Origin of the sequence: Deinococcus radiodurans R1 = ATCC 13939 = DSM 20539 (assembly GCF_000008565.1) — a bacterium.
GTDB lineage: Bacteria > Deinococcota > Deinococci > Deinococcales > Deinococcaceae > Deinococcus > Deinococcus radiodurans.
Genome location: NC_001263.1, coordinates 849,282 through 874,715 on the forward strand (window position 1 = coordinate 849,282; position 25,434 = coordinate 874,715).

Annotated in this window: 26 protein-coding genes, 1 tRNA gene and 1 other RNA gene; 14 read left to right on the forward strand and 14 right to left on the reverse strand. The window is 68.1% G+C overall.

All coding sequences use genetic code 11. From position 1 onward, the window contains the following. The first annotated feature begins 5 nt into the window (after positions 1-5). From DR_RS04325 to DR_RS04335, 3 genes are all read left to right on the forward strand, one after another. Complete coding sequence (locus tag DR_RS04325) at positions 6-1,814, forward strand: ATP-binding protein (RefSeq protein WP_034349776.1); 1,809 nt, start codon at positions 6-8, stop codon at positions 1,812-1,814. Positions 1,815-1,895: 81 nt separating this feature from the next. Further along, positions 1,896-2,477, forward strand: a complete 582-nt coding sequence (locus DR_RS04330; protein ID WP_162177601.1) for a hypothetical protein — start codon at positions 1,896-1,898, stop codon at positions 2,475-2,477. Beyond that, positions 2,467-3,006, forward strand: coding sequence for a hypothetical protein (locus DR_RS04335; protein ID WP_010887485.1), 540 nt, complete (start codon positions 2,467-2,469; stop codon positions 3,004-3,006). The genes DR_RS04330 and DR_RS04335 overlap by 11 nt, the downstream gene beginning before the upstream one ends. On the opposite strand, the gene DR_RS04340 is transcribed toward DR_RS04335, so the two are convergent. Continuing rightward, positions 2,976-4,409: a PLP-dependent aminotransferase family protein gene (locus tag DR_RS04340; protein WP_010887486.1), complete on the reverse strand. Its 1,434-nt coding sequence runs from the start codon at positions 4,407-4,409 to the stop codon at positions 2,976-2,978. The two genes, DR_RS04335 and DR_RS04340, sit on opposite strands and share 31 nt — an antisense overlap. 140 nt (positions 4,410-4,549) lie before the next feature. Between DR_RS04340 and DR_RS04345 the strand changes: the two genes are divergently transcribed. Together DR_RS04345 and nimA are read left to right on the forward strand one after the other, a co-directional pair. Beyond that, positions 4,550-5,068: a YfiT family bacillithiol transferase gene (locus DR_RS04345; protein WP_010887487.1), complete on the forward strand. Its 519-nt coding sequence runs from the start codon at positions 4,550-4,552 to the stop codon at positions 5,066-5,068. Then, entirely contained in the window at positions 5,065-5,652 is a 588-nt protein-coding gene (gene nimA / locus DR_RS04350) for a 5-nitroimidazole antibiotic resistance protein NimA (RefSeq protein WP_010887488.1), read from the forward strand. The genes DR_RS04345 and nimA overlap by 4 nt, the downstream gene beginning before the upstream one ends. A 78-nt stretch (positions 5,653-5,730) precedes the next feature. On the opposite strand, the gene DR_RS04355 is transcribed toward nimA, so the two are convergent. Beyond that, a complete protein-coding gene (locus tag DR_RS04355) occupies positions 5,731-6,633 on the reverse strand; it encodes a transglutaminase-like domain-containing protein (RefSeq protein WP_010887489.1) in 903 nt (300 codons plus the stop codon). Between the two features lie 144 nt (positions 6,634-6,777). On the opposite strand from DR_RS04355, the gene DR_RS04360 reads away from it, so the two are divergent. Further along, a complete protein-coding gene (locus tag DR_RS04360) occupies positions 6,778-8,808 on the forward strand; it encodes a thioredoxin domain-containing protein (RefSeq protein ID WP_027479701.1) in 2,031 nt (676 codons plus the stop codon). Positions 8,809-9,254: 446 nt separating this feature from the next. Here DR_RS04360 and rpiA read toward each other — a convergent pair whose 3' ends face one another. From rpiA to mqnP, 7 genes are read right to left on the reverse strand one after another with little or no spacing between them, the layout of a single operon-like run. Further along, positions 9,255-9,935 carry a ribose 5-phosphate isomerase A gene (rpiA, locus tag DR_RS04365; RefSeq protein WP_010887491.1) on the reverse strand — a complete coding sequence of 227 codons (681 nt, stop codon included), beginning with the start codon at positions 9,933-9,935 and terminating at the stop codon, positions 9,255-9,257. Continuing rightward, positions 9,935-10,462, reverse strand: a complete 528-nt coding sequence (locus tag DR_RS04370) for a peroxiredoxin (protein WP_010887492.1) — start codon at positions 10,460-10,462, stop codon at positions 9,935-9,937. Before DR_RS04370 ends, rpiA begins: the two co-directional genes overlap by 1 nt. Before the next feature lie 17 nt (positions 10,463-10,479). After that, the gene (locus DR_RS04375) at positions 10,480-10,899 is read right to left on the reverse strand and encodes a PaaI family thioesterase (RefSeq protein WP_027479700.1); all 420 of its coding nucleotides are present in this window, start codon (positions 10,897-10,899) and stop codon (positions 10,480-10,482) included. Positions 10,900-10,959: 60 nt separating this feature from the next. Beyond that, positions 10,960-12,087, reverse strand: coding sequence for a LysM peptidoglycan-binding domain-containing M23 family metallopeptidase (locus DR_RS04380; RefSeq protein WP_010887494.1), 1,128 nt, complete (start codon positions 12,085-12,087; stop codon positions 10,960-10,962). Then, the gene (locus DR_RS04385) at positions 12,084-12,584 is read right to left on the reverse strand and encodes a hypothetical protein (protein WP_034349654.1); all 501 of its coding nucleotides are present in this window, start codon (positions 12,582-12,584) and stop codon (positions 12,084-12,086) included. Before DR_RS04385 ends, DR_RS04380 begins: the two co-directional genes overlap by 4 nt. A 51-nt stretch (positions 12,585-12,635) precedes the next feature. Continuing rightward, a complete protein-coding gene (locus DR_RS04390) occupies positions 12,636-12,953 on the reverse strand; it encodes a hypothetical protein (protein WP_010887496.1) in 318 nt (105 codons plus the stop codon). Next, entirely contained in the window at positions 12,935-13,831 is an 897-nt protein-coding gene (gene mqnP / locus DR_RS04395) for a menaquinone biosynthesis prenyltransferase MqnP (RefSeq protein ID WP_027479699.1), read from the reverse strand. Before mqnP ends, DR_RS04390 begins: the two co-directional genes overlap by 19 nt. A 209-nt stretch (positions 13,832-14,040) precedes the next feature. Between mqnP and ssrA the strand changes: the two genes are divergently transcribed. Both ssrA and DR_RS04405 read left to right on the forward strand, forming a co-directional pair. Then, positions 14,041-14,389, forward strand: a transfer-messenger RNA (tmRNA) gene (gene ssrA / locus DR_RS04400). 54 nt (positions 14,390-14,443) lie between these two features. Continuing rightward, positions 14,444-14,528 (forward strand) — tRNA-Leu (locus tag DR_RS04405). A gap of 304 nt (positions 14,529-14,832) precedes the next feature. Here DR_RS04405 and DR_RS04410 read toward each other — a convergent pair. Beyond that, complete coding sequence (locus DR_RS04410) at positions 14,833-15,423, reverse strand: GTP-binding protein (RefSeq protein WP_010887499.1); 591 nt, start codon at positions 15,421-15,423, stop codon at positions 14,833-14,835. Positions 15,424-15,538: 115 nt separating this feature from the next. Further along, complete coding sequence (locus DR_RS04415; protein ID WP_010887500.1) at positions 15,539-16,024, reverse strand: roadblock/LC7 domain-containing protein; 486 nt, start codon at positions 16,022-16,024, stop codon at positions 15,539-15,541. A 100-nt stretch (positions 16,025-16,124) separates the two neighbouring features. Between DR_RS04415 and DR_RS04420 the strand changes: the two genes are divergently transcribed. After that, the gene (locus tag DR_RS04420; RefSeq protein ID WP_420895959.1) at positions 16,125-17,993 is read left to right on the forward strand and encodes a hypothetical protein; all 1,869 of its coding nucleotides are present in this window, start codon (positions 16,125-16,127) and stop codon (positions 17,991-17,993) included. 33 nt (positions 17,994-18,026) lie between these two features. On the opposite strand, the gene DR_RS04425 is transcribed toward DR_RS04420, so the two are convergent. After that, entirely contained in the window at positions 18,027-18,605 is a 579-nt protein-coding gene (locus DR_RS04425; RefSeq protein WP_051618862.1) for a 3'-5' exonuclease, read from the reverse strand. Positions 18,606-18,746: 141 nt separating this feature from the next. Here DR_RS04425 and DR_RS16665 point away from each other — a divergent pair, with 141 nt between their 5' ends. From DR_RS16665 to DR_RS04445, 5 genes are all read left to right on the forward strand, one after another. Then, on the forward strand, positions 18,747-19,226 hold the full coding sequence (locus DR_RS16665) for a hypothetical protein (protein WP_234944676.1): 480 nt from the start codon (positions 18,747-18,749) through the stop codon (positions 19,224-19,226). Then, complete coding sequence (locus tag DR_RS16670) at positions 19,181-19,846, forward strand: CPBP family intramembrane glutamic endopeptidase (protein ID WP_234944677.1); 666 nt, start codon at positions 19,181-19,183, stop codon at positions 19,844-19,846. Before DR_RS16665 ends, DR_RS16670 begins: the two co-directional genes overlap by 46 nt. A gap of 63 nt (positions 19,847-19,909) precedes the next feature. Beyond that, complete coding sequence (locus DR_RS04435; protein WP_227086006.1) at positions 19,910-20,713, forward strand: hypothetical protein; 804 nt, start codon at positions 19,910-19,912, stop codon at positions 20,711-20,713. Between the two features lie 32 nt (positions 20,714-20,745). Further along, a complete protein-coding gene (gene rraA / locus DR_RS04440; RefSeq protein WP_010887505.1) occupies positions 20,746-21,228 on the forward strand; it encodes a ribonuclease E activity regulator RraA in 483 nt (160 codons plus the stop codon). A gap of 40 nt (positions 21,229-21,268) precedes the next feature. Continuing rightward, positions 21,269-22,447 carry a sensor histidine kinase gene (locus tag DR_RS04445; RefSeq protein WP_010887506.1) on the forward strand — a complete coding sequence of 393 codons (1,179 nt, stop codon included), beginning with the start codon at positions 21,269-21,271 and terminating at the stop codon, positions 22,445-22,447. 263 nt (positions 22,448-22,710) lie between these two features. On the opposite strand, the gene crtI is transcribed toward DR_RS04445, so the two are convergent. Both crtI and DR_RS04455 read right to left on the reverse strand, forming a co-directional pair. Then, positions 22,711-24,357 carry a phytoene desaturase family protein gene (crtI, locus tag DR_RS04450; protein WP_010887507.1) on the reverse strand — a complete coding sequence of 549 codons (1,647 nt, stop codon included), beginning with the start codon at positions 24,355-24,357 and terminating at the stop codon, positions 22,711-22,713. Positions 24,358-24,457: 100 nt separating this feature from the next. Beyond that, entirely contained in the window at positions 24,458-25,384 is a 927-nt protein-coding gene (locus DR_RS04455) for a phytoene/squalene synthase family protein (protein WP_162177599.1), read from the reverse strand. Positions 25,385-25,434 lie beyond the last annotated feature (50 nt).

The following is a 25,434-nucleotide window of genomic DNA, read 5'->3' on the forward strand; positions in this document are numbered from 1 at the left end:
TCGGCATGGTGCTCGGCACCGAGGACGTGACCCCCACCGTCTTCTGGTTCGCAGTCAGCCACGGCGCGAGCGTGGGCCTCGACGATTTGGTGGTGGTGGAGACCCGCAAGCCCGACGGCACCCCGGTGCGCTTTTACGGGCTGGTGGACAATGTGCGTAAGCGGCACGAGGGCGTCACCTTCGAGTCGGACGTGGAGGACGTGGTGGCGGGGCTGCTGCCCGCGTCGGTGAGCTACGCCGCGCGGGTGCTCGTCACGCGGGTGGACCCCGAGAACTTCATCCCCCCGCAGCCGGGCGACCACGTGCGGCACGCGGCGGGCCGCGAACTCGCCATGGCGCTGAGTGCCGACAAGATGGAGGAAGCCGCGTTTCCCGGTGGCCTGCTGGCCGACGGGCAGCCGCTCCCGCTCAACTTCCGCTTCATCAACGGCGAGTCGGGCGGGCACATCAACATTTCCGGCATTTCGGGCGTGGCGACAAAGACGAGTTACGCACTGTTTTTGCTGCATTCCATCTTCCGCAGCGGTGTGATGGACCGCACCGCGCAGGGTAGCGGCGGGCGCCAGAGCGGGACGGCGGGGGGCCGCGCCCTAATTTTCAATGTCAAGGGCGAGGACCTGCTGTTTCTCGACAAACCCAACGCCCGCATGGTGGAAAAAGAAGACAAGGTGGTGCGGGCCAAGGGGCTGTCCGCCGACCGTTACGCGCTGCTGGGGCTGCCCGCCGAGCCCTTCCGCGACGTGCAACTGCTCGCGCCGCCGCGTGCCGGGGCCGCTGGGACTGCCATCGTGCCGCAGACCGACCAACGCAGCGAGGGGGTCACGCCCTTCGTCTTCACCATCCGCGAGTTCTGCGCCCGGCGGATGCTGCCCTACGTGTTTTCCGACGCCTCGGCCAGCCTCAACCTCGGCTTCGTCATCGGCAACATCGAGGAGAAACTCTTCCGACTCGCGGCGGCGCAGACGGGTAAGGGGACTGGGCTGATCGTCCACGACTGGCAGTTCGAGGACAGCGAGACGCCGCCCGAAAATCTCGACTTTTCCGAACTCGGTGGGGTCAATCTCCAGACCTTCGAACAGCTGATTTCCTACCTCGAATACAAGCTGCTCGAGGAGCGCGAGGGCGAGGGCGACCCCAAGTGGGTGCTCAAGCAGTCGCCCGGCACGCTGCGGGCCTTTACCCGGCGGCTGCGCGGGGTGCAGAAGTACCTCTCGCCCCTGATTCGCGGCGACCTGACCCCCGAGCAGGCCGAGGGGTACCGGCCCGACCCGCTGCGGCGCGGGATTCAGCTCACGGTGGTGGACATCCACGCGCTCTCGGCGCACGCGCAGATGTTCGTGGTGGGCGTGCTGCTGCGCGAAGTCTTCGAGTACAAGGAGCGGGTGGGGCGGCAAGACACCGTGTTCGTGGTGCTCGACGAGTTGAACAAGTACGCCCCGCGCGAGGGTGATAGCCCCATCAAGGACGTGCTGCTCGACATCGCCGAGCGTGGCCGCAGCCTGGGCATCATCCTTATCGGCGCGCAGCAGACCGCCAGCGAGGTGGAGCGGCGCATCGTGTCCAACGCCGCCATCCGGGTGGTGGGCCGCCTCGACCTCGCCGAAGCCGAGCGGCCCGAGTACCGCTTTTTGCCGCAGAGCTTCCGGGGCCGCGCCGGGATTTTGCAGCCCGGCACCATGCTCGTCAGCCAGCCCGACGTGCCCAACCCGGTGCTCGTCAACTACCCTTTCCCCGCCTGGGCCACCCGCCGCGACGAGGTGGACGACCTCGGGGGCAAGGCGGCGGCGGAGGTGGGGGCGGGGCTGCTGCGCTGAGAGAAGCGGACGATGCTGAGGTTCTGGAGGCGGCAACTTTCGGAGGATGCCTCCAGAACCTTTTGTCGCTACGCTGTCGCCATGACCCGTTCTCGCCTGCTCACGGTCTGGGCTGCGCTGACCCTCCTGGCGGCACTTTCGCTGTGGGGCGTCACCTTTCTGGATCTGGCCATGGCGGGGCGCACTTGGACGGATGCCGGTCCCTGTCCTTATATGCCCGCCGACTCGGTGCGCTACGGCCTGAGCGGATTTCGTTTCTTCTGCGGGCACGAGGCCATTGGCGGCCTGCATCCGAGTTACCCCCTCGTCCTCATCACGCTGGCTCTCAATGCGCTTTTGCTGTGGCTGATGCGGGGCAAAGGCCCACAGGCACGGCAGATGTTGCGGGTGAACCTCTGGACGCTGCTGCTCACGCTGGGGCTGGGTTGGCCGGTGCTGGCGGTGGGTGAGCGGGTAGAAAACAAATTCCTGGCGGGCGGCGACGTGCTGCGGGCGGAGGCTGGTCCGGCGCTGCTCCAGGCCGAACGCTGCGAGGTCCGGGAGACAGCAGGGCGCTGCACGCGGCAAAGTCGGCTTTGGTGGCCCAACCCAACGGCGTGGGGCCTCATCGGGCTGGCGCTGACCGGGGCGGCAGGCTGGCGGCGGGGGAAAGATGAACTTTAACGTCAAAACCCTGCTTTTTATTCTCGCTCCGGTTGTTCTCCTGCCGCTTTTGTTCGTGCTGGCCTATGTCTGGCAGGCGGGGCTGGACCTTCACAGTCCGGCCAATGCCCGTCGGTGGGTCAACGTGTGCGCCCGCAGCCGGGAAGACCTCTACTGCAAAGCGGCGGCGCGGGTGTTGCGCGGCACGTCTGGCCCCATCGTCTTTTTGCATCCCAACAAGGGTGACCACGAAATAACCGCCGACCTCATTCGCTGGAAAGGCCACCCGCCGACCCGCGAAGAAGCGGAAGCGGTGGCCCGTGCCAATCTGTTTGCAGCTCCGCAGTTGCGTGAGGGGTGGGCGGCATCGCTGGACGGACAGCGGCGGCAAGTGAAGCTGAGCTTGCCGGAGAGTCGCCATCTGGGCCAAGTTGGACAGTTGCGCTTCGGTCTTCCGGCCAAATCAGCGGTGGAGGCGGCGCGGGAGGGGACAGTGTATCTGGTGACGGACCCGGCTCATCAGCGGGACTTTTTTCTGCCCGCTGAGTAGGCTTCTACGACCTCCCGAATCCTCCGCGCCCCTGCCTGTGCCTCCTTGACCGTCAGCCCGCCGTAGCCCAGCACCAGCGCGTTTTTTGGCGGTTCAGTGAAAGTGAAGGTCCGCAATGTCTCCACGTACACCCCGCGCTCGGCGAGTTCCTGCGCGACGGTCTCGGCGTCTAACGGCGGCGCGAGGTGTAGGCAAACATGCAGCCCGGCCTCAATGCCCCGCAGTGTGGCAAGGGGCGCGAGCGGGGAAAGTTCCGCCGTCAGAGCCTCCCGCACCTGCGCGTGCCAGCGCCGGGCGCGGCGGACATGGCGGTCCACCTCGCCGGAAGTCAGCAGGTGCAGCAGCGCGTGCTGAAGCGCCGGGGCGTGGCCCCCGTCGGTCAGGGCGCGCTCATGGCTCAGGGCGGCCAGCAGCGCCGGGGCCGCCACCACGAAGCCGGTTCTCAGCGCCGGACTCAGAACCTTGGAAAAGGTGCCGAGGTACACCACCCGCCTCGCCGTGTCCAGGCTGGCGAGCGGAGGGAGTGGCGGCACGTCGTAGCGGAATTCGCCGTCGTAGTCGTCTTCCAGAATCAGCGCGCCCTGCCGCTCGGCCCAGGCCAGCAGCGCGAGGCGGCGCGGCAGGCTCAGGCGGCTGCCGAGGGGGAACTGGTGGCTGGGAGTGACGTAGACGGCGTGCGCGGGCGGCAGGTTGTCCACCACTGGCCCGTCCTCGTCCACCGGCAGCGGCACGAGGCGCAGTCCGGCCCCTTCCAGCACGGCGCGGCCCGCGCGGTAACCGGGGTTCTCAAACAGCACCGTCGCTCCCGCCGGCAGCACCGCCCGCGCCAGCAGGCCGAGGCTTTGCAGGGTGCCTGCCGTGAGCAGCAGCGTATCCGGTGTGGCCGCCAGCCCCCGCGAGCGCCCCACGAAGGCGGACACCGCCGCGCGCAGTTCGGGCAGGCCCGCCGCGTCCGCGTAACCGCCTCCCACCGGCTGCCGCGCCGCGTAGGCCCAAGCGCGTTTCCAGGCCTGCGCGTTCAGCATCGCCGCCGAGGTGACGCCCGTGCGGAAGTGAAGGCCGGGCCGCTCGTCGCTGTGCATGCCCGGGGAGGGCACACGCGGTGCAAACCACGCGGGCGACGGTGCGGCGGCCTGCGCCGTGCGCCCCACGCCCCGGCTGACCCGGGTGCCGCGCCCCACCTCGCCTTGCAGCGTGCCGTCGGCGGACAGCAGCGCGTAGGCGGCCTCCACCACGCCCCGCGTCACCCCGAGGTCACGGGCGAGCGTGCGCGTGCCCGGCAGCAGACTTCCGGGAAGCAACTGCCCGGCCAGCGCCGCTTCGCGCAGTTGAGCGGCGAGTTGCAGGTGGATGGGCGAAGGGCCAGCGCGGTTGAGTGTTACGGCAAAAGGCAGGTCGGGCATGGGTGGCCCCCGCATTCTGTAAAAAAGTGGAGCTTTTGCCAAGCCGGTTTCCTCGCTACCTTGCCGTCGTGCCGCACAGCACTTCCTGTCCAAATCTTGAACCCCGCCCAGCAAATCCGCTGGCGACAAGGAGAACTACGATGTCTGACCCCCGATATCCCATCGGCCCCGCGCCCGCCGTCCAGACCCTCACGCACGAGCAGCGGCAGGAGCGGCTGGCCCACCTGGCAGCACTGCCAGAAGAATTTGAGGCGGCGTTTGCGGGCCTCAGCGACGCACAACTGGACACGCCCTACCGCGAAGGCGGCTGGACCCTGCGCCAGCTCGCGCACCACGTTGCCGACAGTCACCTCAACGCCTATGTCCGCACCAAGCTGGCCCTGACCGAGGACCGCCCGACCGTCAAAACCTACGAGGAAAACCTCTGGGCCGAGCTGCCCGATACGCGCGCCATCGCGCCGAGCCTCGACCTGTTGCGGGGCCTGCATCGGCGCTGGGTGGCCGTGCTGGAGAGCCTGACCCCTGAGCAGTGGGCGCGCGTCTTCGTTCACCCGGTCAGCGGTCCCAACACGCTCGACACCATGCTGGCCTACTACACCTGGCACGGCCAGCACCACACCGCCCACGCCCTGAACCTGAGACAGGAGCGCGGCTGGTGAGCGACTTCTACGACCCCCGCGAGCGCGACCCGAGTGTCAGCCGTCGCCCACAAAATCGCCAGTCCGACGAGTGGATTCGGGAACTGCTGCTGCGCGGCACGATTGCCCGTGTCGCCACCCTCTGGCAGGGCGAGGACGGCGCGGCCTTTCCCTTCATCACGCCGCTGGCCTACGCTTACCGCCCCGAACAGGGCGACCTCGTGTACCACACCAACGTCGTGGGGCGGCTGCGGGCCAATGCGGGGCAAGGGCACCCGGCCACACTGGAAGTCTCCGAAATCGGCCAGTTTCTGCCGAGCAACTCGCCGCTCGAACTCAGCGTGCAGTACCGCAGCGTGATGGTCTTTGGCACGGCGCGGGTGCTGGCGGGCGAGGATGCGCGCGCGGCCCTCACCACCCTCTCCGAGCGGGTGTTCCCTGGTCTGAAAGTGGGGGAGACGACCCGGCCCATTTCCGAGGATGACCTCAAGCGCACCAGCGTTTATAGCCTGTCCATTGACCGCTGGAGCGGCAAGGAAAACTGGGCCGAGCAGGCGATTCAGGAGGAGGACTGGCCGGCGCTGGGGCCGGAGTGGCTGGGGTAAAGCCTTGCTGTTCCGAGGAGCCAGAGCCAAAAAAGCGGGCGGAGGATGAGTTCCCCCGCCCGCCTGCTCGCTCCGTCCTCAGAAAATGCGCGGGTTCGGCGCGATGTCCAGCGTGTTGTCGAAGTCCGTTTCGTCGGCCCAGACTTTCATGTTGACCAGCTTGGCGCTGCCGAAGGAGGTGGTGAACGCCACGTCGGAAGCGTCGCGGCCCTGCGCGATCAGGACACGGCCCGTGCGGGGAATGTTGTGGCGGGCGTCGAAGGTGCGCCACTCGCCGTCGATGAAGGCCTCGAACCAGGCGTGAAAGTCCATCGGGACGGGATCGGGCGGATAGTCGATGTCGGGCATGTACCCGCAGACATAGCGCGCCGGAATGTTGAGCGCCCGGCAAAACGCCACGCCCATATGCGCGAAGTCGCGGCACACCGCTCGCCCGCTGCCGAGGGCCTGCGACGCCGTGGTGGTCGAGTTGGAGCCGTAGCCGTACACGCAGGTGTCGAAGAGGTAGTCGCACACCGCCTGCACCTGCGCCCAGCCGCCCTGGACGTTGCCGAAGCGTTCCCAGGCCTCGGCGCTCACGAGGTCGCTGTCCACGTAGCGGCTCGGCAGCAGGTACTGAAGTACGTCGTCGGGCAGCTCCTCCACCATCATCTTGCGCAGGCCCGGCAACTGCGGGTCGGGGCGGCGCTCTATCTCGGCAATCAGGTCGTGCCCGATGGTGAACTCGCCCGGCTGCGCCACCGTGCGCCAGATGAGGTTGCCGTGGGTGTCGGTGTAGGTGTGGATGCCCTCGGCAGCGGCGAGCGGGCGCTGGTCGATGATGCGCTGGCGGGTGCCGGTGGGGGAGAGGCGGTCTTGCGGCTGAACGACAAAAATCATGGGCGTGGCGTAGGGCACGTCGAAGGTGAGCGAGAAGCCGGCCCGCACCCTCACGGGCTTTTCAAAAGGGGAATCCTGCCGGGGCGTGTTGGTCATTGTCATGGCACAGTTTGCCGCTTGTGGGGGCCCCGTAGGTGTGATGCCTATCCCACAGGGACGATTTTGTCTGGGTCGGGTCTGTTTGAGCCGGCTGCCTAACTGTTCATGCAGCCCCGCGCAGGACCTTGTGTCGGGCTAGCCTGCCCTATGCCCAACCGACTCGCGCAGGAAAGCAGCCCGTACCTTCTCCAGCACCAGGACAACCCGGTGGACTGGTGGCCCTGGTCGCCCGAAGCCTTTGCCGAGGCCCGGCAGCGCGACGTGCCGGTACTGCTTTCGGTGGGCTACTCCACCTGCCACTGGTGCCACGTGATGGCGCACGAGTCGTTTGAGAACGAGCGAACGGCGGCCTTCATGAACGCCCACTTCGTGAACATCAAAGTGGACCGCGAGGAAAGGCCCGACGTGGACGCGGTGTACATGGCCGCCACCCAGGCGCTGACCGGGCAAGGCGGCTGGCCGATGACGGTGTTCCTGACGCCCGACGCCGAGCCGTTCTACGCGGGTACGTATTTTCCGCCGCAGGAAGGCATGGGGATGCCCAGTTTCATGCGGGTGCTGGCGAGCATCGACGACGTGTGGCAAAACCGGCGCGACCAGGCACTCGGCAACGCGCAGGCCCTCACCGAGCATGTGCGCGGGGCGAGCCAGCCCACGCGGCGTGAGGGCGAGTTGCCCGGGGGCGCACTGGCCCGCGCGGTGGAAAACGCTGCCCGGCTGTACGACGCGCAGTTCGGCGGCTTTGGCCGGGCACCCAAGTTTCCCGCGCCCAGCACGCTGGATTTCCTGCTGACCCAGCCACAGGGCCGCGAGATGGCGCTGCACACCCTGCGGATGATGGGCGCGGGCGGCATCTACGACCAGCTCGGCGGCGGCTTTCACCGCTACTCGGTGGACGCGCAGTGGCTCGTTCCCCACTTCGAAAAGATGCTCTACGACAACGCCCAGCTCGTGCGGACGCTGCTGCGGGCCTATCAGCTCACCGGAGAAGACGACTTCGCCCGCCTCGCCCGCGAAACGCTGGCTTATCTGGAACGCGAGATGCTCGCGCCGGACGGCGGCTTTTACTCTGCCCAGGACGCCGATACTCCCACCGAACATGGCGGCGTAGAGGGGTTGACCTTCACCTGGACCCCCGATGAAATTCGCGCGGTGCTGGGTGAGGACGCCGATTTGGCGCTGCGCTCCTTCAACGTGACCGCGCAAGGTAATTTCCGCGACCCGCACCAGCCCGCTTACGGCAGCCGCAACGTGCTGCACACGCCGACGCCGCTGCCAGCCCTGGCGCGCGAACTGGGAGACGACGCCGCTCAGCGGTTGCAGGCGGCGCGGGCCAAGCTGTTCGCCGCCCGCCAAGTGCGCCCGCAGCCGCACACCGACGACAAGGTGCTGACCTCGTGGAACGGGCTGGTGCTGGCCGCGCTGGCCGACGCCGCGCGCATTCTGGGCGAAGAAAAATACCTGGACCTCGCCCGCCGCAACGCCGACTTTGTGCACCGTGAGCTGCGCCTGCCAGGTGGCACCCTGCGCCACACATTCAAGGACGGGCGGGCCAGCGTGGAAGGGCTGCTGGAAGACCACGCGCTTTACGGGCTGGGGCTGGTCGCGCTGTTCCAGGCGGGCGGCGACCTCGCACACCTGCACTGGGCGCGCGAGCTGTGGAACATAGTGCGGCGCGACTTCTGGGACGAGGGAGCAGGGGTCTTTTACTCCAGCGGCGGGCACGCCGAGACGCTGCTGACCCGGCAGGCGTCCTTTTTCGACTCGGCCATTCTCAGCGACAACGCCGCCGCCGCGCTGCTCGGCGTATGGATGAACCGCTATTTCGGAGACGCGGAAGCCGAGGCCATCGCCCGGCGCACCGTCCAGAGCTTCCATGCCGAACTGCTCGCCGCGCCGACGGGTCTGGGCGGGCTGTGGCAGGTGGCGGCGTTCCTGGAGGCGCCGCATACCGAAATCGCTGTCATCGGCACTCCCGCCGAGCGGCAACCGCTGGAACGCGAACTGGCGTGGCATTTCCTGCCCTTCACGGCTCTCGCCCCCGCCGACGAGGGCGGCGACCTCCCAGTGCTAGAAGCGCGACCCGGCGGCGGACAGGCGTATGTGTGCGTGAACCACGCCTGCCAGTTGCCGACCCGGGACCCGGCAGAGCTGGCGCGGCAGGTGGCGGCGCTGTAAGTGGGCAAAAGGAAAGGGCCAGAGCAGTGGCATGTGCTCCGGCCTTTTTTGGATTAGAGGGGTGTTCTGGGACTGATTCGCCAATAGACTTTATGCACCTCGCTGTCTGCCAGTGTGACCCGCAGCCACCAGAGCATTTGACAAAATAATGCCCTGCATTTTTGACCCTCTACCTTCATGGGAGAGGGCCTCGCGCAGCGAGGGGTGAGGGTGTCTTTTGCTGTCAAATGCTCTAGCCCTGCGTTCCGGCAAACACGTCCCGCTGGTCTCTGCCCAGTGGTCCTTCTGCCTTCCGCCGCCACGTTATGTGCAGTGTTCAGCACCATCAGAGTTAATGCTTCCGTTTCATTCCCGCTTTGCTAAGGCGCTCAAAATCTCATTCTCGCCAGAAGAAATGCGCCCTCCGACCTCCACCTGTGCAGAGAACGGGGGGCCGAACACTTCATTCAGCGCGTCAGCTCCTGCACCCCGTCCGGCGCGGCCACGAAGGCCCGCTCGGCCATTCCCAGGAACAACCCGGTGTCCACCACCCCGAGCGTGCCCTTGATGCGGCGTTCCAGTTCGCGGGCGTCAAACTCGGCGGGCAACTGCGCGTCGAAGATGTAGTTGCCGTTGTCGGTCACGTAGGGCTGCGCGCCGGGCTGCCGCAGACGGCCACCGGGCAGAAATTCGCGCAGCCGCTCGATGGTGGAGAGAAAGCCGAAGGGCACAATCTCGATGGGCAGCGGTGCCTTCTCGCCCAGCCGGGTCACCAGTTTGGTGTGGTCAGCGATGATAATCAGCCGCTTCGCCTGCACCTCGGTCATCTTCTCGCGCACCAGGGCGCCGCCCAGCCCCTTGACGAGGTCCAGATTGGGCGCAATCTCGTCAGCGCCGTCAATAGCGATGTCCAGCGGGCGCGGGTCGAGCGGCTCGGTCGGAATGCCGACCTCGCGCGCCAGTTTTTCGCTCGCCTCGCTGGTGGACACGCCCACGATGCCGCTCAGCTCGCCCGCCGCTAGCTTGCGTCCTAGTTCTTCAATCGCGTATTTGGCGGTGCTGCCGGTGCCCAGGCCGACCCGCTGCCCGCTCTGGACCAGGGCGACGGAGCGCAAAGCGGCTTCTTTTTTCAGGGCTTCAAGGTCCATCAGGCCTGGCCCTTCTTTTGCAGATCCTTGTCAATCGCGGCAGCAACCGCGTCGGCGTGTCCGTCCACCTGCACCGCCAGCCACGACTTGACGAGTTTGCCGTCGGGGCCGATCAGGAACGTCTGCCGCTTGACGCCCTCGCTGGTCTTGCCGTACATCGTCTTGGGGCCGTAGCTGCCGATGGCCCGCAAAAATTCGGCATCCGGGTCGCTCAGCAGCGGGAAGGGCAGGCTGTACTTGTCGGCAAACTGCTGGTGGCTCGCGGCGTCGTCGCGGCTCACGCCCAGGATGACCGCGCCGTGCTGCCGCAGGAGCTGATGGTCGCGGAAATCACAGGCTTCCCTGGTGCAGCCGGGGGTGTCGTCCTTGGGGTAGACGTACAGCACGACGTATTTGCCGTCGTACTGGCCCAGGCTGTGCAGGTCGCCCGCCGCGTCGGGCAGCGAGAAGTCGGGGAAGGTGTCGCCGGGCTGGAGGCGCGCCACTTCGGGCTGAGTGTCCGGGCTCTGGGAATCAGAATCGGTCATGGCTACAGGGTAAACGCTCAGGACTTGGGATACAGCACGGCCTGGGTGCAGCGGAACAGCGCCATCACGTTGCCCTGCTCGTTGCGGACCTCGGCATCCCAGACCTGGGTGGTGCGCCCGGCGTGCACGGCGCGGGCTTCACAGGTCACGACGCCCTGGCGCGAGGTGCCCAGGTGATTGCTCTTGAGTTCGATGGTGGTGAACCCGGTCGCCTCGTCGGGCAGCAGCACGCGGGTGCCGTAACCGCAGGTCGTATCTGCGAGCGCCACCACCGACGCCGCGTGCAGGTAGCCGTTTGGCGCGAACAGTTCGGGCCGCACCGTCAGCTCGGAGCGCAGCAGCCCGCGCTCAATGTGGGTAAATCGGATGCCGACCATGCCGGGCAAAAAGCCCTCGCCGCGCTCGTTCAGTTCTTCAAGGGTGGGAAGGGGACGCATGGGGCCACTGTAGAGGGTCGGGCGGCCTCTCGGCTCGCCTCGCTCTACACCTCCCCGGCCTCACGGCCAGAGCTTGCCCATCCACCCCGCCGGGTTGGTGCCTTCGCCGCGCACCCGGACTTCGAGGTGCAGGTGCGGCCCGGCACTCAGGCCGGTGCTGCCGACCTCGCCCACCTTCTGCCCACGCTTAATCTGCTGCCCCACCTTCGCCGTCACTTTGCTCTGGTGGAAGTACAGGCTGACCACCCCGGCCCCGTGGTCGATGACGACCAAGCCGCCGCGCACCGGGTAGCGGCCCGCGATGACCACCGTGCCGTCGTTGATGGCGAGCACCGCTGTGCCGCTGCGGGCGGGGTAGTCGGTGCCGTAGTGGTAGGCGACCTTGCCGCCCGCAACGTAGGTGCGCGGCTGCCCAAAAGAGCTGCTCGTGGCTTTACCGCTCGCGAGCGCGGAGGCGAAGGGCTGCTGCCACTGCTGCGGCGTGCGGCGCTGGTACGCCTGTTCCACGGCAGCGTCCTCGGCTTCGCGCGCGGGGTCTTGCAGCACTTTGCTGATGCTCGGCGGCAGGTTGAGGTGCTGCACCCGCTGCCCGAGGTCGCCCACCGGAATCTGTCCGCGCACCACGTCGCCGCCCAGCCGCACCTCGTAGATCACCGGGGTGGTCTTGCCGAGCACCACCCGGCCCGGCACGATGTACTGCCCGCTGCTCCACAGGGGCCGCAGTTCCTCGTTGGGCTGCCGCACGTCCTCGCCGAGTTCACTGGGAAAGCGCACCGTCACGTTCGCCGCCTGCTCGCCGCTCAGCCGCAGCGCGAAACCGTCGCCCATCTTCAGGGCCTTGGGGGCCGTAATCGTCACGCCGGGCAGCTTGAGCACGTTGGCCGCCGTCGCCACGGTGGGCAGCTTGGTGGGCACGGCAGGGGCTGGTGCGGGGGCCGCCGGAGCCGGGGTTGCCGGTGTGGGGGCTGCGGGTGCTGGCGTGGCCGGAGTCGCCGCTCCCTCGCCCGGCAATTTGATGACCTGCCCCACCCGCAGTTCAGGGGTGCTCAGGCCGTTGAGCCGCATCAGGGCGTCCACCGTTAGGCCACTGCCCCGGGCCAGCGAGTAGAGGGTGTCGCCTTTTTTGACGGTGTACGCCCCGGCCACGCCCGAGAGCAGGGCGGCGAGCAGCAAAAAACGGGCCTTCATGTGCCCGAGGATAGGGGCTGTGCGGGTGAGAATCCCGACCCGGCGGGCTTGACCACGAAGCCGTGCAGCGGCGGCAGCGTCCGAAAGGCCACCCAGTCGCCGGGCTGCGCGGACGGCAGCGGCCCGAAGTCGGCCAGCACCAGCGGCAGCCGCGCCTGCACCACCCACACCCGACGCGACGCCTGCACGATCTGCCCGCGGCCCGTGACCGCCGAAACGCCCTGCACGGTCAGGCTTTCCCCAGCGTCTCCGGCATCTGGCCCCAGCACCTCAGTTTCGCTCAGGTCGAGCAGGCCATGCACCACCACCCGCGCCGGACCGGGCCGCGCCGCGTAGGGGCCGCAGCGGTCGAAGAGGTACAGCACCCGCCCCCCACTCAGAAATTCCAGCAGCGGGCTGCCCTCGGTCTGCGGGTAAAGCTCGCCCTCGGCAGCGTAGGCGGCGTAGCGGTGGGCGAACTCGGCCTCGGAAGTTTCCAGCGTGCGGTCCTGCGTCAAGCGGCGGCGCTCCGGGAGAAGGCGGGGAGGCAAAGAGGCATGAGGGACAGTTTAAGGGCTCGCCGCCCCAGCCCGCGCTTCGAGGTCGTCGAGCGTCGGCAGCTCGGCACCCAGGGCGAGCAGCGCCGCGTCCGAGCGTTCCAGGGCAAAGGTGCCTTCCACCTCGCGCAGCACGTGGATGGACACCAGGCCGTAGAGCCGTTCCAGCCGCGCCCAAGCCAGGCTGCCGGGGGCTTCGGCGTCACGGGCACGGGCGAGCAGCGTGCGGGCGTGATGCTCGTCGCCGTCCACGAAGGCCCGCGCCGCGTCCGCCGGAATCCATGCCAGACGCTCAGGCGGGCCGTCGGCGTTCAGGTCAGCGTCCGCCACGTCACGTCCATCACGACCCCCAGCAGCATGGTGATCGCCAGCCACATGTTCGCGTCGAAAAAAGCCACGTTGACCCGGCCCAAATCCTGCGGGTCCACGATGCGGTGCTCGAACAGCAAGATGGCGCCCATGACCAGCGCGGCGAGGTAATACCAGACGCTCGCGCCCGCCAGCACACCGACGAGCAGCAGCAGCCCGAACGTCAGAACGTGGCTCACCGCCGCGATGTTGAGCGCCGCCGGAATCCCGAAGCGTGCCGGAATGCTCTTCACGCCGTTCGCCCGGTCGAAGGCGTAGTCCATCGTGGCGTAGATGGTGTCCAGGCCGATCATCCAGAAAACCACGGTGGCCCACAGCGCCCAGGCGACCGGCGAGAAGTGCCCGGTGACCGCGATCCAGCCGCCCGCCGCCGCCGCCCCGTCGGTCACGCCCAGCCAGGCGTGGCACAGCCAGGTAAAGCGCTTGGTGTACGGGTAGCCGATCAGAAAGAGCAGCGCCAGCGGCAGCAGCGCCACGCACAGCGGGTTGAGCTGCCACGCGGCGAACAGCAGCACCGCCACGCTCACCGCCACCAGCCCCCACGCCTGCGCCGGACTGACCTTGCCACTCGGCACTTCGCGGCCCGCCGTGCGGGGGTTGCGGGCGTCAATAGCGCGGTCAATGACGCGGTTGGCCGCCATCGCCGCCGTGCGGGCCGCCGCCATCGCCACCGTGACCCAAATCAGGGTGTGCCAGCCAGGCCAGCCGGTGCCGTTCTGGGCCATGCTCGCCAGCAGCATCCCCGCGTAGGCAAAGGGCAGCGCGAACACTGTGTGCTCGAACTTCACGAGTTCCAGATAGGTCTTGACCTGTGTTCCACTCCGGGCAGCCGCACTCACAACCGCCCAGGATAGCGCGTCGCTGCCCAGATAAAAGAGCAACACACACCGAAAAAGGCGCCCAGAGTTTGACGCTCAGATGAGCAGATTCATCAGGCTGGTTCAGGGCGGAGGCGCGGCGCTGGGCGCGATAAAAGCCCCCTTTTCTGCTATCCTGTAGGACGCTGAAAGCGGAGGAAAAGCAGTTGCCTCTTTCGCCTAAGCTCGCTGGGGGTGACCCGGTTTCGACAGGGGAACTGAAGGTGATGTTGCGTGTCGAGGTGCCGTTGGCCTCGTAAACAAACGGCAAAGCCATTTAACTGGCAACCAGAACTACGCTCTCGCTGCTTAAGTGAGATGACGACCGTGCAGCCCGGCCTTTGGCGTCGCGGAAGTCACTAAAAAAGAAGGCTAGCCCAGGCGATTCTCCATAGCCGACGGCGAAACTTTATGGAGCTACGGCCTGCGAGAACCTGCCCACTGGTGAGCGCCGGCCCGACAATCAAACAGTGGGATACACACGTAGACGCACGCTGGACGGACCTTTGGACGGCGGTTCGACTCCGCCCACCTCCACCACTTTGGCCCCTGCCCACCCGGCAGGGTTTTTTATATACTCATGCCTGCCTTCTCGTCGGGATGGCGGAATCGGTAGACGCATTCGACTTAAAATCGACCGAGGCAACTCGTGCGGGTTCAAGTCCCGTTCCCGGCACCAACAAAAAGGCCCCTGCGGCGGCGGGGGCTTTTTCGTCGGTGCTCGCGGTGAGGGCGGAGGTCACTCTTCCCAGCGCAGTGGCTCATGGCGGCGGGTCAGGAAGACGGCGAGCAGCAAGCCGAGCACGGCGGCATTGAAGCCCAGCCACGAAATGAGGGCAGTCGAGATGTATTCCATTGGGGTCTACGCAGCATAGCTTTAGAATCCCAATAAAGCAATCAGTTTGGCGTCAGTTTCGGTAAGGCGGAACACAAAAAAAGCGCCTCCACCGGCGAGGCAGAGGCGTAGTAAGCGGGCGGAAGCGTCAGCGGTTGCGCGACAGCTTTTCCAGCACCAGGCGGCTGGTGGCCTTGAGCGTCTCGAACACGCCCGTGCCCTTGGAAGCGACGGCCTCGTAGGTCGGGTACCGCCTCTGGGGGTCGATGACGGCGCGGATCATGTCGGCGGGCAGGGCATCGGGCAGGTCGCGCTTGTTGATCTGAATCACAATCGGCACGTCGTTGATGTCGATGCCGTGTTCGGCGAGGTTCTCGCGCAGGTTACGCATGCTCTCGGCGTTGGCACGCAGGCGGCCCGGTGCCGAGTCGGCTACGAAAATGATGCCGTCTACGCCGCGCAAAATCAGCTTGCGGCTGGCGTTGTAAAAGACCTGTCCCGGCACGGTGTAGAGGTGAAAGCGGGTCTTGAAGCCCTGCACCGTGCCGAGGTCAAGGGGCAGAAAGTCGAAAAAGAGCGTGCGTTCGTCCTCGGTCGCCAGCGACACCATCTCGCCGCGCAGGTGGCCGGGTACTTTGCCGAACACATGCTTGAGATTGGTGGTTTTGCCGCACATACCGGGGCCGTAGTACACGATTTTGCAGTTGATCTCACGGGCAGCGAAGTTGATGGTACTCACGTGACCTCCGGGAAAAGAAGCTGGGCGGGGGCCTCAGCGCAGGGGAAAAGCAGGAAGGGAGACAGGACCGGGCCGCAGGGCGCTTGGCCGACCAGATGTTCAGCCCAGCAAGAACTCAGCCGAGCAGGTCGTCAAGCAGAGCGGTGGCCCCCTGGCTGAAGTCCGCGCCGAGTTCGGGCTCGGGCAGGTCGCGCACTTCGTCGAGAATGGGTTCGAGTTTGCCGATGGTCTTGCGGGCGTACACCTTGACCTTGCCCAGCGCCACGCTGGCATCGAAAATCAGCGTCAGCAGGGCGTCACTGCCCACCGATTCGACGTACAGCGTGCCGTTTTCTCCCTGGTGGGTCTGCTCCGCGAAGGTGGGCTCGCCTAGCATGTTCGCCAGCGCCGTGGTGGCGGCGGCGTTGCTGGCGACCAGCGTGGCGACCGAGTCCAGCGCGGGGGGGCGAGGCGCCCACAGGGCTTCTTTGTGCGACAGCACGAAGCCCTTGCGGTCCACCAGCAGGCAGTAGCGCACGCCGGTGGCGCCGAGCAGCTCTTCCAGATGCTGGTCGACCCGGGCGAACGCTTCGCCGTACAGGGCAAGTGAAGGTTCAATCATGTCGCCGCGCAGTATAAGGAGCGCTCTGGCACAAAGCTCTGACGGCCCCGTTCCGTGCGTGCCGCGCGGCATTCGCGCCCGCTATGCTCCCCACGTGAAGATGCCGGTTCTCCCTGTTCCCGTTCGCTTGCGCCCGCCGCTCTGGGCCCTCGCCACTGCCCTCCTGACGCTCGGAGCGGCGCAGGCCCGGCCCGTCGCCATCGGGGGGAGCGTGCAGGCGGCCAGCGTGGGCACCCGGCTGCTCGGCGGCGCGGAGATGCTGCCGGTCTGGTCGCTGCCCCGCCTGGGGGTAGAAGTTCGTAACGATCCGCAGGACTTGCGCCTGAAATGGGGAGCGCGTGAACTGCGCTACGCGCCGGAGCGGGGCTGGCGCGCGCTGGGATTGAGCCTGAATGGCTCCCTGCCCGCGCCGCAGCTTCAGGGCCAGAGCCTGTACGCGCCGCTCGCCGCCCTGCGCCTGCTCGGAGTGCCGCTGGAGGCCGATACGCCGGGGCTCCTCGCCTTCAGCGCGCCGCTGCGGGTGCCGGGGGAGACGTTGCCGCCTTCGCCGGACCTGCCGCCAGTCCTGTCATCTCCAACGGCGCCTTCCCCGGTGGTGCCGACGACCTTCTCAGCCGACGCTGTGACCACCGCGCCGCCTCCGACTCAGACCACGCTGGGGCCGGTGCCAGTGTTCGGGAACCAGTTGCAGACGGTCCGGGTCAACCGCGAGTTGCACCGGCAGGTGGAAACGCAGCGGGTGGTGCTCGAACTCTCGGCGCCCGTCGTTCACGAGGTGCAGCGCATCACCGATGGGCTGGCGGTGCGGCTGCCGGGGGTGGGCCTCACGCCGGGCGAGCAGGCCTTACCTTCCGGGGACCGGCTCACGCTGGAGCAGGACGCCGGGGGCGGCTGGGTGCGGCTGCATACCGGCGAGGGCCGCAGCGAGGTGTTCACCCTGGCGGACCCGCCCCGCATCGTCATCGACACGGTGACGCAGCTCAGCCGCGAGGTGCCGCCGCCGCTCGACCCGCAGGCGTTGCCCGCCGGGGTGACCTACCGGCAGCTCGGCGGGCTGCACCTGTTGAGTTTCGACCCGGCCCGCTTTCAGGCGCGGGTGGTCTCGGCACCGCGCGGCAGCTTTGCCGAAGTGGCGCAGCTCGTGACGCAGACCGGCGGCGTAGCAGGGGTCAACGCGAGTTACTTCGACCTGGCCTCCGCCCTGCCAGTGGACCTCGTGGTCAGCGGGGGATTGATGACCGCCGCCAGCCTGGAAAAACGCGCGACGGTGGGGCTGCTGCCGGGAGGCGGCCTGATTTTTGGATATCCCCGGCCCCGCTACCGGGTGCGCGGGGCCTTCGGCGAAGTGCAGGCGAACGCGGTGACCAGCCGGGCGCGGCCCGAGTGGCTCACGGCTTTTGTCGGTGATGGGCAAACGTTGGTCGGCGCGGCGGGGCTGCTCACCCTGCACGTGCAGCTCGGCGCGGGTACGGTGACGCGGGCGGTGTCTGGCCCCCACGTGCCCCCGGCGGGCACCCTCACCCTCACCTTCGACCCCGCCCGGTTCGCGCAGTTGCCCCGGCAGGCGGGTGAACCGCTGGACGTCGGCCTCGACTGGCGCACGGACGACGCGCCGTGGCCGCAGACCCGCGACGCCCTGAGCGCCGGGCCGCTGCTGGTGCAGGCGGGCCGCCCCGTGACCGACCCACGCCGTGAGGGATTCGATACGGGCGCGTCCATCTGGCGCCCGACCCGGCAGGTGGCGCTGGGCTTGTGGCGGGGCCAGCCCACCATCGCTTATCTGGAGCACGGCACCCCCGAGGCGTTTGCTGCCGCGCTGGTGCAGGCGGGCCTGAGCGACGCCTGCGGCTCGACAGCGGCAGCAGCGCCACCGCCTACAGCACGAGCGGCTACGGCGACCTCGGCGGCTACCTCAACACGGTGTGGAGCCGCCCGGTGCCCAACGCCATCGTGTTCGTGCCGAAGGTGACGGGCGCGGCGCGGTAAACGTCGCGGAGCGTTCTCAGCCGAGCAGTTCGAGCAGGCGCAGGTAAGCCTGAGCGGTCACCTGCACGTCGCCGTAACTGCGGTGCCGACCGCCGGGGGCGAACTCCAGGCCCAGCCGCTCGGCGAGCACGGTGAGGTTGTGCGTCCGCTCGCGGGGAAAGGCGCGGCGCGAGAGCTGCATGGTGCACAGCTCGCGCTCGGGCGCCCAGCTCAGGCCCAGCCGCTCGGCGCCCGCCCGCATGAAACCGCCGTCGAAGCTGACGTTGTGCGCCACCACCGCCGAGCCGTCCACGAAGTCGAAAAAGTCGGGCAGCACGTCTTTTATGGCTGGCGCCCGGCGCACCATCTCGTCGCTGATGCCGTGGACCCGCTGGGCCTGCCAGGGAATGCTCAGCAGGCTGCCGTCGGGCCGGGTGGGGCGCACCAGCGTCTCAAACTTCAGCGTCTCGTCGATCTGTCCGCCCACGATCCGCACCGCGCCGATTTCGACAATGGCCGCGCTCGCCGGAGAAAACCCGGTCGTTTCCAGGTCGAACACCACCACGTCCTGCGGCCAGGGACCGCCCGCCGTCTGTGCCTTTCCTGCTGTTTTCATTCCACCTGCCGTCACGCCCCGAGGCTAGCGCCTGCGCCGCCCCCGTGCTGTTACCCGGTCGGCAAAGCGGTGGCATCGCCTGCGGAGCGAAACGGAGGGCCAAGGCGCTCCCGGGCGGCCCCGCGCTACCCTGACCCCAGAATGACTGCTCCGGACCGCCCGCCGCCCCCACCTGCCCGGCCCGAGGAGCAGGTGACGCCTTCCTTGCCTGCCGCACCCAGCCCAGGCTGGCCGGAGGATGGGGCACTGCCTCCCGTGCAGGCCGCACCGTCCCCGGAAGCTCCCCAGGACACCGGGCCACAAATCACGGCGCTCAGCGGCAACCGCGCCGCCCTGACTCTGCTGGTGGTGCAGAACGTGGTGTCGGCGTTCGCGATGGGCGTGTGGGTGCCGCTGGGCGCGAACGGACAGGCGGTGCGCTTGGGGCTGGGGCTGCCGCTCGGCACGGCGCTGCTGCTGTCGTTTGCCGTGACGGTGCTGGTGGCGCTGACCGCTTTCAAAGGGGCGATGGCGCGCTGCGGGCCGACACCCGCTGGCGCACGCCGCCGTCGTGGGGCACGGCGCTGGCGGCCTTCGTGCTGGCGTTTCTGGCGTCGCGGGCCTTCGTCATCGCCTACGTGATGCTGGTGCCGAGCGCCGCCGACACCGTGCCCGAGTTCCTGTCGCGCGGGGCGGACGTGGTGCCGCTCGTCCTCGCGGCGGGGCTGCTTATTCCCCTGGCCGAGGAAATCGCCTTTCGCGGCCTGATGATGCGCGGCCAGGAACGCGCCGCCGGGTTCGGGGTGGCAGCGGTGGCGACCACTGTGGCCTTTGCGCTGGCGCACGGGGTTCCGGCGAGCATCGCAGGCATCTTGCCGCTCGCTTACGTGCTGGCGCGCCTCACCCAGCACACCGGCAGCCTGTGGGACTCGGTCATCGTTCACGCGCTCAACAACCTGCTCGCGGTGGTTCTGGGGCTGGTTCTGATCGGCAAAGTCGGCCAGGGCCAGAGCGGTGACCTGCTCGCGGGCGGCGCGTTGCGGCTGCCCGCCGCCCTGCTCGCCCTGCTGTTCGGCGCCGCCGTGCTCACGGTGCTGCATCTGTGGCTCACGCCCCGGCCCGACCCAGTGGAGCGGCGCGCCCCCGGCCCCTGGGTCAGCGGGTCTTACGTGATCATCGTGCTGTTCGGGCTGGCGCTGGCGCTGCTCTCGCTGCCGGGGGTGCAGAGTCTGTTCGACACGGCGGAGCGCTTCTTGCGCTGAGGCCATCAGCCGTGGGGGCGCCGTATCCTGGCCGGGCGGCGCCCCGCGCATTACAGTGCCCGGATGCCCGCTCCCCGTTCCCGCGCCTCTGCTCGCTCGTCCAAACCCCGGAATAAGCCCCAACCCCAGCCCCAACCCCAGGCCCCTACGTCCGCGCCGCTGCCCGCCGAGGTGCTGACCCGGCCTGAGGCGTTCGGGGCCGCCGTGGTGCGCTCGGGGGCAGGCGTCGGGGAGTACTGGCTGCCGGTGTTGGTCGCGGCGCTGCTGTCGGGCCTGAGCTACGCGCTGCTGCTGCGGCCCGGGCTCAACCTCGCGGCGCAGGCGGCGCACACGGCGGGACAGGGGGCCAAACTCACGCCGCCGCTGCTGACGCACGTGACCAATGTCTTCGGCAGCGTCTTTCTGACGGCGCTCACCTTCGGGCTGATGTGGGGGCTGGGTTTACTGGGCAGCCGGCTCGGCACGGCGGCGGGCGAAACGCGGCGCTTGCCCGTCGCGCAGGTCTTCAGCGCCACTTTCACCCTGCCCATGTTGCTGAGCGTGCTGACGCTGGTGCTGATCGCGCTGACCCCGGCGGCGAGCTGGGCGCTCGACCCGGCGCAGGTCACCGCCGCGCATGGAGCGCCGCTGGCGCTGCAACGGGCGGCTCTGGTGAGCGCTGCGCAGACCCCGGCGGCGCTGGTGCTGGTGCTGGGCAGCCTGCTCGTGACCGCCGCGCAGTGCGTGCTGGCGGGCCGGGCGCTGCGCGGCGCGGGGGCCGGTGCCGGGGCGTGGCCCGCCGCGCTGCTCCCACTGCTGCCCGCGCTGCTGGTGCAACTTTTAGGGTTTCTGCCGCTCTTGGTAGCGCGCCTCACAACCGGGGGCTGACCTCGGCGGGCCGGGGCGCTAGCCTGAGGTCCATGACCGACTTCATACCGACCACCGACCTGAGTGACGCCCAGCCACAAGCGCAGGTGGCTGCGCCGGTCTTGCGCGACTTCGGGGGCCGAACGCGCTTTCAGGGCGCCGCCGTGACCCTGCGAATCAGCGAAAACAACCCGCTGGTGCGCCAGACGCTGCAAACGCCGGGCGCGGGCCGCGTGCTTGTGGTGGACGGCGGCGGGAGCCTCAACTGCGCGCTGCTGGGCGGCAACCTGGGGGTCTTCGGGGTGGAGAACGGCTGGGAAGGCGTCATCATCCACGGCTGCGTGCGCGACACCGCCGAGCTGCGCGAGCTCGACCTCGGCATCCGGGCGCTGGCAGCGCATCCCCGGCGCAGCGGCAAACTCGAGGAAGGCGAGCGCGACGTGCCGGTCACCTTCGCGGGCGTGACCATTCGCCCCGGTGACCACGTGGTGGCCGACGAGGACGGCTGGCTGGTCCTCGGCGCGGAGTCGCCGTGACCGACGGGTCTACCAGCGGCACTGCGCTGAGGGGGCCGGCATGACCCAGGCGAGCAGCTCCGCTGGGACGCCTGCTGTGTTCGTCGTGTCGCCTGCCGAGGCCCAAGCGACCGCACTGGCTGCCGAGCTGCCGGGCACCGAGGTGCGCTGGGTGGCCGACGGCGACCAGTTGCTGCGCGAGGCGCACGCCCGGATTCCCCAGGTCGTGCTGCTCTACAGCCAGGTGCCGGGCACGCCGCTGGGTCAGGTGCTGGGCATTCTGCGTCAACGCGCCGAACTCGCCTCCACCCACTGGCTGGCGGTGGGGTCAAGTGGGCTGGGCGACCTGCTGGCTGCCGGGGCCGACGCGCTGATTGGGGACACCACGCCCCCTCCGGCCCTCGCTGCCCAGGTCCGCACGCTGCTGGGCCGCGCCGCGCAGCAAACCCACCTGCAAGAGCGCCTGACCCGCTTACAGGGCCGGCTCGACGGCTGGGAACACGACGAACAGGTGCGCGACCAGTTGGTCCACATGCTGGTGCACGACCTCAAAAACCCCATCGCGGCGGTCATTGGCCTGCTGCAAATCGTCGAGGACGACGACGGCCTCTCGAACGAGTCGCGTGAGTTGCTGCGGCTGTGCCGGGACGAGTCGCAGCACCTGCTGCACCTCACCGTCAACATGCTCGATGTCCGCAAGATTCAGGCGGGCAAGATGAACCTCCGGCGCGAACTGATGTTCAGCCCGATGTTCGAGGAAGTCATCGAACTCGCGCGCGGCGACGTGGGCAGCAGCCTGCGCGAGCGCCGCGTGGGCGTGCAGGTGGCGCGTGACCTGAATCCCGTGAGCGCCGACCCCGAGATTCTGCGCCGCGTCCTCGCCAACCTGCTCAGCAACGCCCTCAAGCACAGCCTGAGCGGTTCGGCGATCACCGTCAGCGTGCAGGCCGAGCGCGGTGGCGGGGGCGTGCGCCTGAGCGTGCGTGACCACGGCGAGGGTATTCCCGCCGAGGACATCCCCAACCTTTTCGCCGCCTTTGAGCAAAGCCGCCTGACCCTGCATGGCCGCTTCGACACCGGCATGGGCCTGGCCTTTTGCAAGATGGCCATCGAGCAGCACGATGGGCGCATCTGGGTCGAGTCGGTGCGCGGCGAGGGCTCCGAATTTTTCATGACGCTGCCCTACGCGCAGGACCCCGAAGACGGGGACGACGACGATTACGCCGAACTGCTGACTTGAGCGTGGACAAGCACACGAACAACGGCCCGCGAACTTGAAGTCGTGGGCCGTTGTTCGTATGACTCATACGGCTTTAATCCGATTCCCGAACATCCGGAAAGGCGCCGGATGCCCGTCCATCTCCTTATACGGATTCCGATTGAATCTGGTCGTTTCAGATTCAATCCGAGCGGATGCGAGCAGGAAAAAATACGGATTCCGCGATATGGATGCACAGGCGGCGCTTTCCCGACTGTGCAGGAATTAAGCGGAATCCGTATGACTCAGCGCCGGATGTCCGCGTGAATCCCGAAGTCCTCGGCGATCAGGCGGGCCGTCATCTTGGCCGACATCATCACGCTCGGCGTCCCGGCGCCCGGCTGCGCGCCCGCGCCGACGAGGTAGAAGTTGTGCAGGTCCTCGCTGCGGTTGTGCGGGCGGAAAAAAGCGCTCTGGACAAGCCGTGGCTCCGGCCCGAAGGCGTTGCCGAGGTAGCTGTCGAGCGTGCCCGCGAAGTAGTCGGGCGTGATGAACTCGAAGTGGGTCAGGCGCTCACGCAGCCCCGGAATCAGGCCGCGCCGTTCGATGTCGGCCAGGGCAGCTTCGGCCAGCTTTGGCCCTTCCACGTCCCAGTCGATGCCGCTGCCGTTGTGGGGCACCGGCACCAGCGTGTAGGCGGCGTGGTGCCCGGCGGGGGCCAGCGCGGGGTCGGTCAGCGTGGGCACATGCAGGTACTGGCTGAAATCCTCGCCGAGCCGCTTGGTCCCGAAAATCTCGCTCAGCAGCGCCTCGTAGCGCGGCCCCAGCAGGATGTTGTGGTGCTTGAGCGGCAGATCGTCGCCGCCGCGAAAGCCGAAATAGACGACGAGCAGGCTCATGCTTTCGCTGGCGGCCTTCACCCGCAGGTCCGAATTGACCAGCCGCGCCGAGGGACGCACGCGCTTGAGGTAGGTGTTCGCCCAGTCGCCGTTGCTCGCCACCAGGTCGGCCCGCAGCTCTTCGCCGCTCTCCAGCCGCACACCGCGCGCTGTGCGTTTGCCGGGTAGATTGCCGTCCACCAGCACCTCGTCTACGCCGGCGCCGTAGCGGATGGCTCCGCCGAGCTCCTCAAATTTCTGCACCAGCCCGCGCACCAGCGCCCCGGTGCCGCCCATCGCGTAGTGGATGCCCCAGGTCTTCTCGACGAAGTGAATCATCGCGTAGATGGCGGGCACGCTCAGCGGATTGCCGCCGACGAGCAGCGTCTCGAAGGAAAAGACCTGCCGCAGTTTGTCCGACTGGAAGTATTTAGACGTGAACGAAAAGAGGGTGCGCACCGCGTCGAGCTTCAGCAGGTCGGGCACCACCCGCAGCATCGTCGGCACGTCGCCGAAATGGGTGTAGCCGAGTTCCAGAAAGCCCCGCCGGAAAATCGCCTCGGCGTCGGCGTGAAAGCGCTCATAGCCCGCGAGGTCGCCCGGCGCGAGTTCGGCAATCTGGCGCCGGGTGCTCTCCGGGTCGCCGTCGTAGTCGAAATACGTGCCGTCATGAAAGACGATGCGGTAGAAGGGCAAAATCGGCACCAGCGTCACGTACCGGCTGGTGTGGGGGCCGCCGCTCACGCCCTCCTTGACCCGCTCGCCGCTCAGCACCTCGGGTGGGTAGTCGGGCGCGTCCAGGCCAGCGCGGTCCCGCTCCAGCGCGAACAGTTCCTCGATGAAATGCGGCACCGTCAGCACGGTCGGCCCCATGTCGAACACATACCCGTCCGGCGTGCGCTTCTGGTAGGCGCGACCCCCCGGTCCATCGAGCCGTTCCAGAATGGTGGTGTCGAAGCCTAGGCTTTGCAGCCGAATGCCGAGCGCGAGGCCGCCGAAGCCCGCGCCGATGACGAGGGCCGTCTTGCGGCGGGCATAGGGCGAAGGAGCAGGGCGAGGAAGTGCAGATGTCATGACAGTAAACCTCGGAAGTCGGGAAATCAGAAATCAGGGAAAAAGAACAGGGAACAGGGAAGAGGCCGGAGAACGCTGGGCCTCCCGGAGGGGTGACAGATCAGCCGTGGACCGCGCCCAGCGAGCGCAGTTCCCACCACGCCTGCGGCAGCATCAGCAGTTTGCGCCGGCCACTCACGTAGGCGCGGCGCCCGAAATTGTCGTAGCCGGCGCGTTCGAGGTCGTCCAGAATGCCCTCGTAGGCGCGGGCGGCGGTCAGCACCGCCAGCGGGCCGCGTCCGTCGAGCTGCGGAATCCCGGCGCGGCCAGCGGCGTACCACTCGCGCGCCAGCCCGCCGAGGTGCGTCATCAGGGCGCGGTAGGCGGGGCTGAGCGGTTCGCCCTGGCCCCAGCGCTCCAGCGCGGCGCGTGACAGGCCGTATTCGTCGAGCAGGCTCTGCGGCAGGTAGACCCGTCCGCGCGTCAGGTCCTCGCCCACGTCGCGCAGGATGTTGGTGAGCTGCATCGCCTGACCGAGTTGCAAGGCGTCGTTCAGCGTCGCCGCGCCGCCCCGGTAGCCGCTGATAGGCGCGACCATGAACCCCACCACCCCGGCCACCCGGCGGCAGTAGAGCAACAGGTCGTCCATGTCGCGGTACTCGTGCCCACGCAGGTCCATGTTCAGGCCCTCGTGCAGCTCGGCAAAGGCGCTGTGGGGAATGGCGTAGCGCCCCGCCGCCCACGCCAGCGCCGTGCTGATGGGGTCGTCCGCCGGTTGCCCCGCAAACGCCGCGTCAATCCGGCTGCGCCACTCACGGAGTTCGCGCTCGCGGTCCCCGTTTCCCGCCTCGTCCACGATGTCGTCCCCGGCGCGGCAGGCGGCGTAGACCGCCCACACGGCGGCCCGCTCGGGTGGCGAAAACAGTTGCGACCCCAGATAAAACGTCTTGCTGTGCTGCCGCGTCAGGTCCCGGCAGTACCTCACTGCCTGCGCCAGCGGCGGGCGGCGCAGTTCGGTGCAGGGCAGGGCAGGTGAATAGTCCGTCACGGTGAGGGTCCTCGTCGGCAGTCTAAGAGACAAACCGGCCCTAGACCTCA

Bases quoted from the DNA above. Each gene is read 5' to 3' on its own strand.
- DR_RS04325 (WP_034349776.1), top strand. From the start codon at position 6: ATGGTGCTCGGCACCGAGGACGTGACCCCCACCGTCTTCTGGTTCGCA.
- DR_RS04330 (WP_162177601.1), top strand. From the start codon at position 1,896: ATGACCCGTTCTCGCCTGCTCACGGTCTGGGCTGCGCTGACCCTCCTG.
- DR_RS04335 (WP_010887485.1), top strand. From the start codon at position 2,467: ATGAACTTTAACGTCAAAACCCTGCTTTTTATTCTCGCTCCGGTTGTT.
- DR_RS04340 (WP_010887486.1), bottom strand. From the start codon at position 4,409: ATGCCCGACCTGCCTTTTGCCGTAACACTCAACCGCGCTGGCCCTTCG.
- DR_RS04345 (WP_010887487.1), top strand. From the start codon at position 4,550: ATGTCTGACCCCCGATATCCCATCGGCCCCGCGCCCGCCGTCCAGACC.
- DR_RS04355 (WP_010887489.1), bottom strand. From the start codon at position 6,633: ATGACAATGACCAACACGCCCCGGCAGGATTCCCCTTTTGAAAAGCCC.
- DR_RS04360 (WP_027479701.1), top strand. From the start codon at position 6,778: ATGCCCAACCGACTCGCGCAGGAAAGCAGCCCGTACCTTCTCCAGCAC.
- rpiA (WP_010887491.1), bottom strand. From the start codon at position 9,935: ATGGACCTTGAAGCCCTGAAAAAAGAAGCCGCTTTGCGCTCCGTCGCC.
- DR_RS04370 (WP_010887492.1), bottom strand. From the start codon at position 10,462: ATGACCGATTCTGATTCCCAGAGCCCGGACACTCAGCCCGAAGTGGCG.
- DR_RS04375 (WP_027479700.1), bottom strand. From the start codon at position 10,899: ATGCGTCCCCTTCCCACCCTTGAAGAACTGAACGAGCGCGGCGAGGGC.
- DR_RS04380 (WP_010887494.1), bottom strand. From the start codon at position 12,087: ATGAAGGCCCGTTTTTTGCTGCTCGCCGCCCTGCTCTCGGGCGTGGCC.
- DR_RS04415 (WP_010887500.1), bottom strand. From the start codon at position 16,024: ATGATTGAACCTTCACTTGCCCTGTACGGCGAAGCGTTCGCCCGGGTC.
- DR_RS04420 (WP_420895959.1), top strand. From the start codon at position 16,125: ATGCCGGTTCTCCCTGTTCCCGTTCGCTTGCGCCCGCCGCTCTGGGCC.
- DR_RS04425 (WP_051618862.1), bottom strand. From the start codon at position 18,605: ATGAAAACAGCAGGAAAGGCACAGACGGCGGGCGGTCCCTGGCCGCAG.
- DR_RS16665 (WP_234944676.1), top strand. From the start codon at position 18,747: ATGACTGCTCCGGACCGCCCGCCGCCCCCACCTGCCCGGCCCGAGGAG.
- DR_RS04435 (WP_227086006.1), top strand. From the start codon at position 19,910: ATGCCCGCTCCCCGTTCCCGCGCCTCTGCTCGCTCGTCCAAACCCCGG.
- rraA (WP_010887505.1), top strand. From the start codon at position 20,746: ATGACCGACTTCATACCGACCACCGACCTGAGTGACGCCCAGCCACAA.
- DR_RS04445 (WP_010887506.1), top strand. From the start codon at position 21,269: ATGACCCAGGCGAGCAGCTCCGCTGGGACGCCTGCTGTGTTCGTCGTG.
- crtI (WP_010887507.1), bottom strand. From the start codon at position 24,357: ATGACATCTGCACTTCCTCGCCCTGCTCCTTCGCCCTATGCCCGCCGC.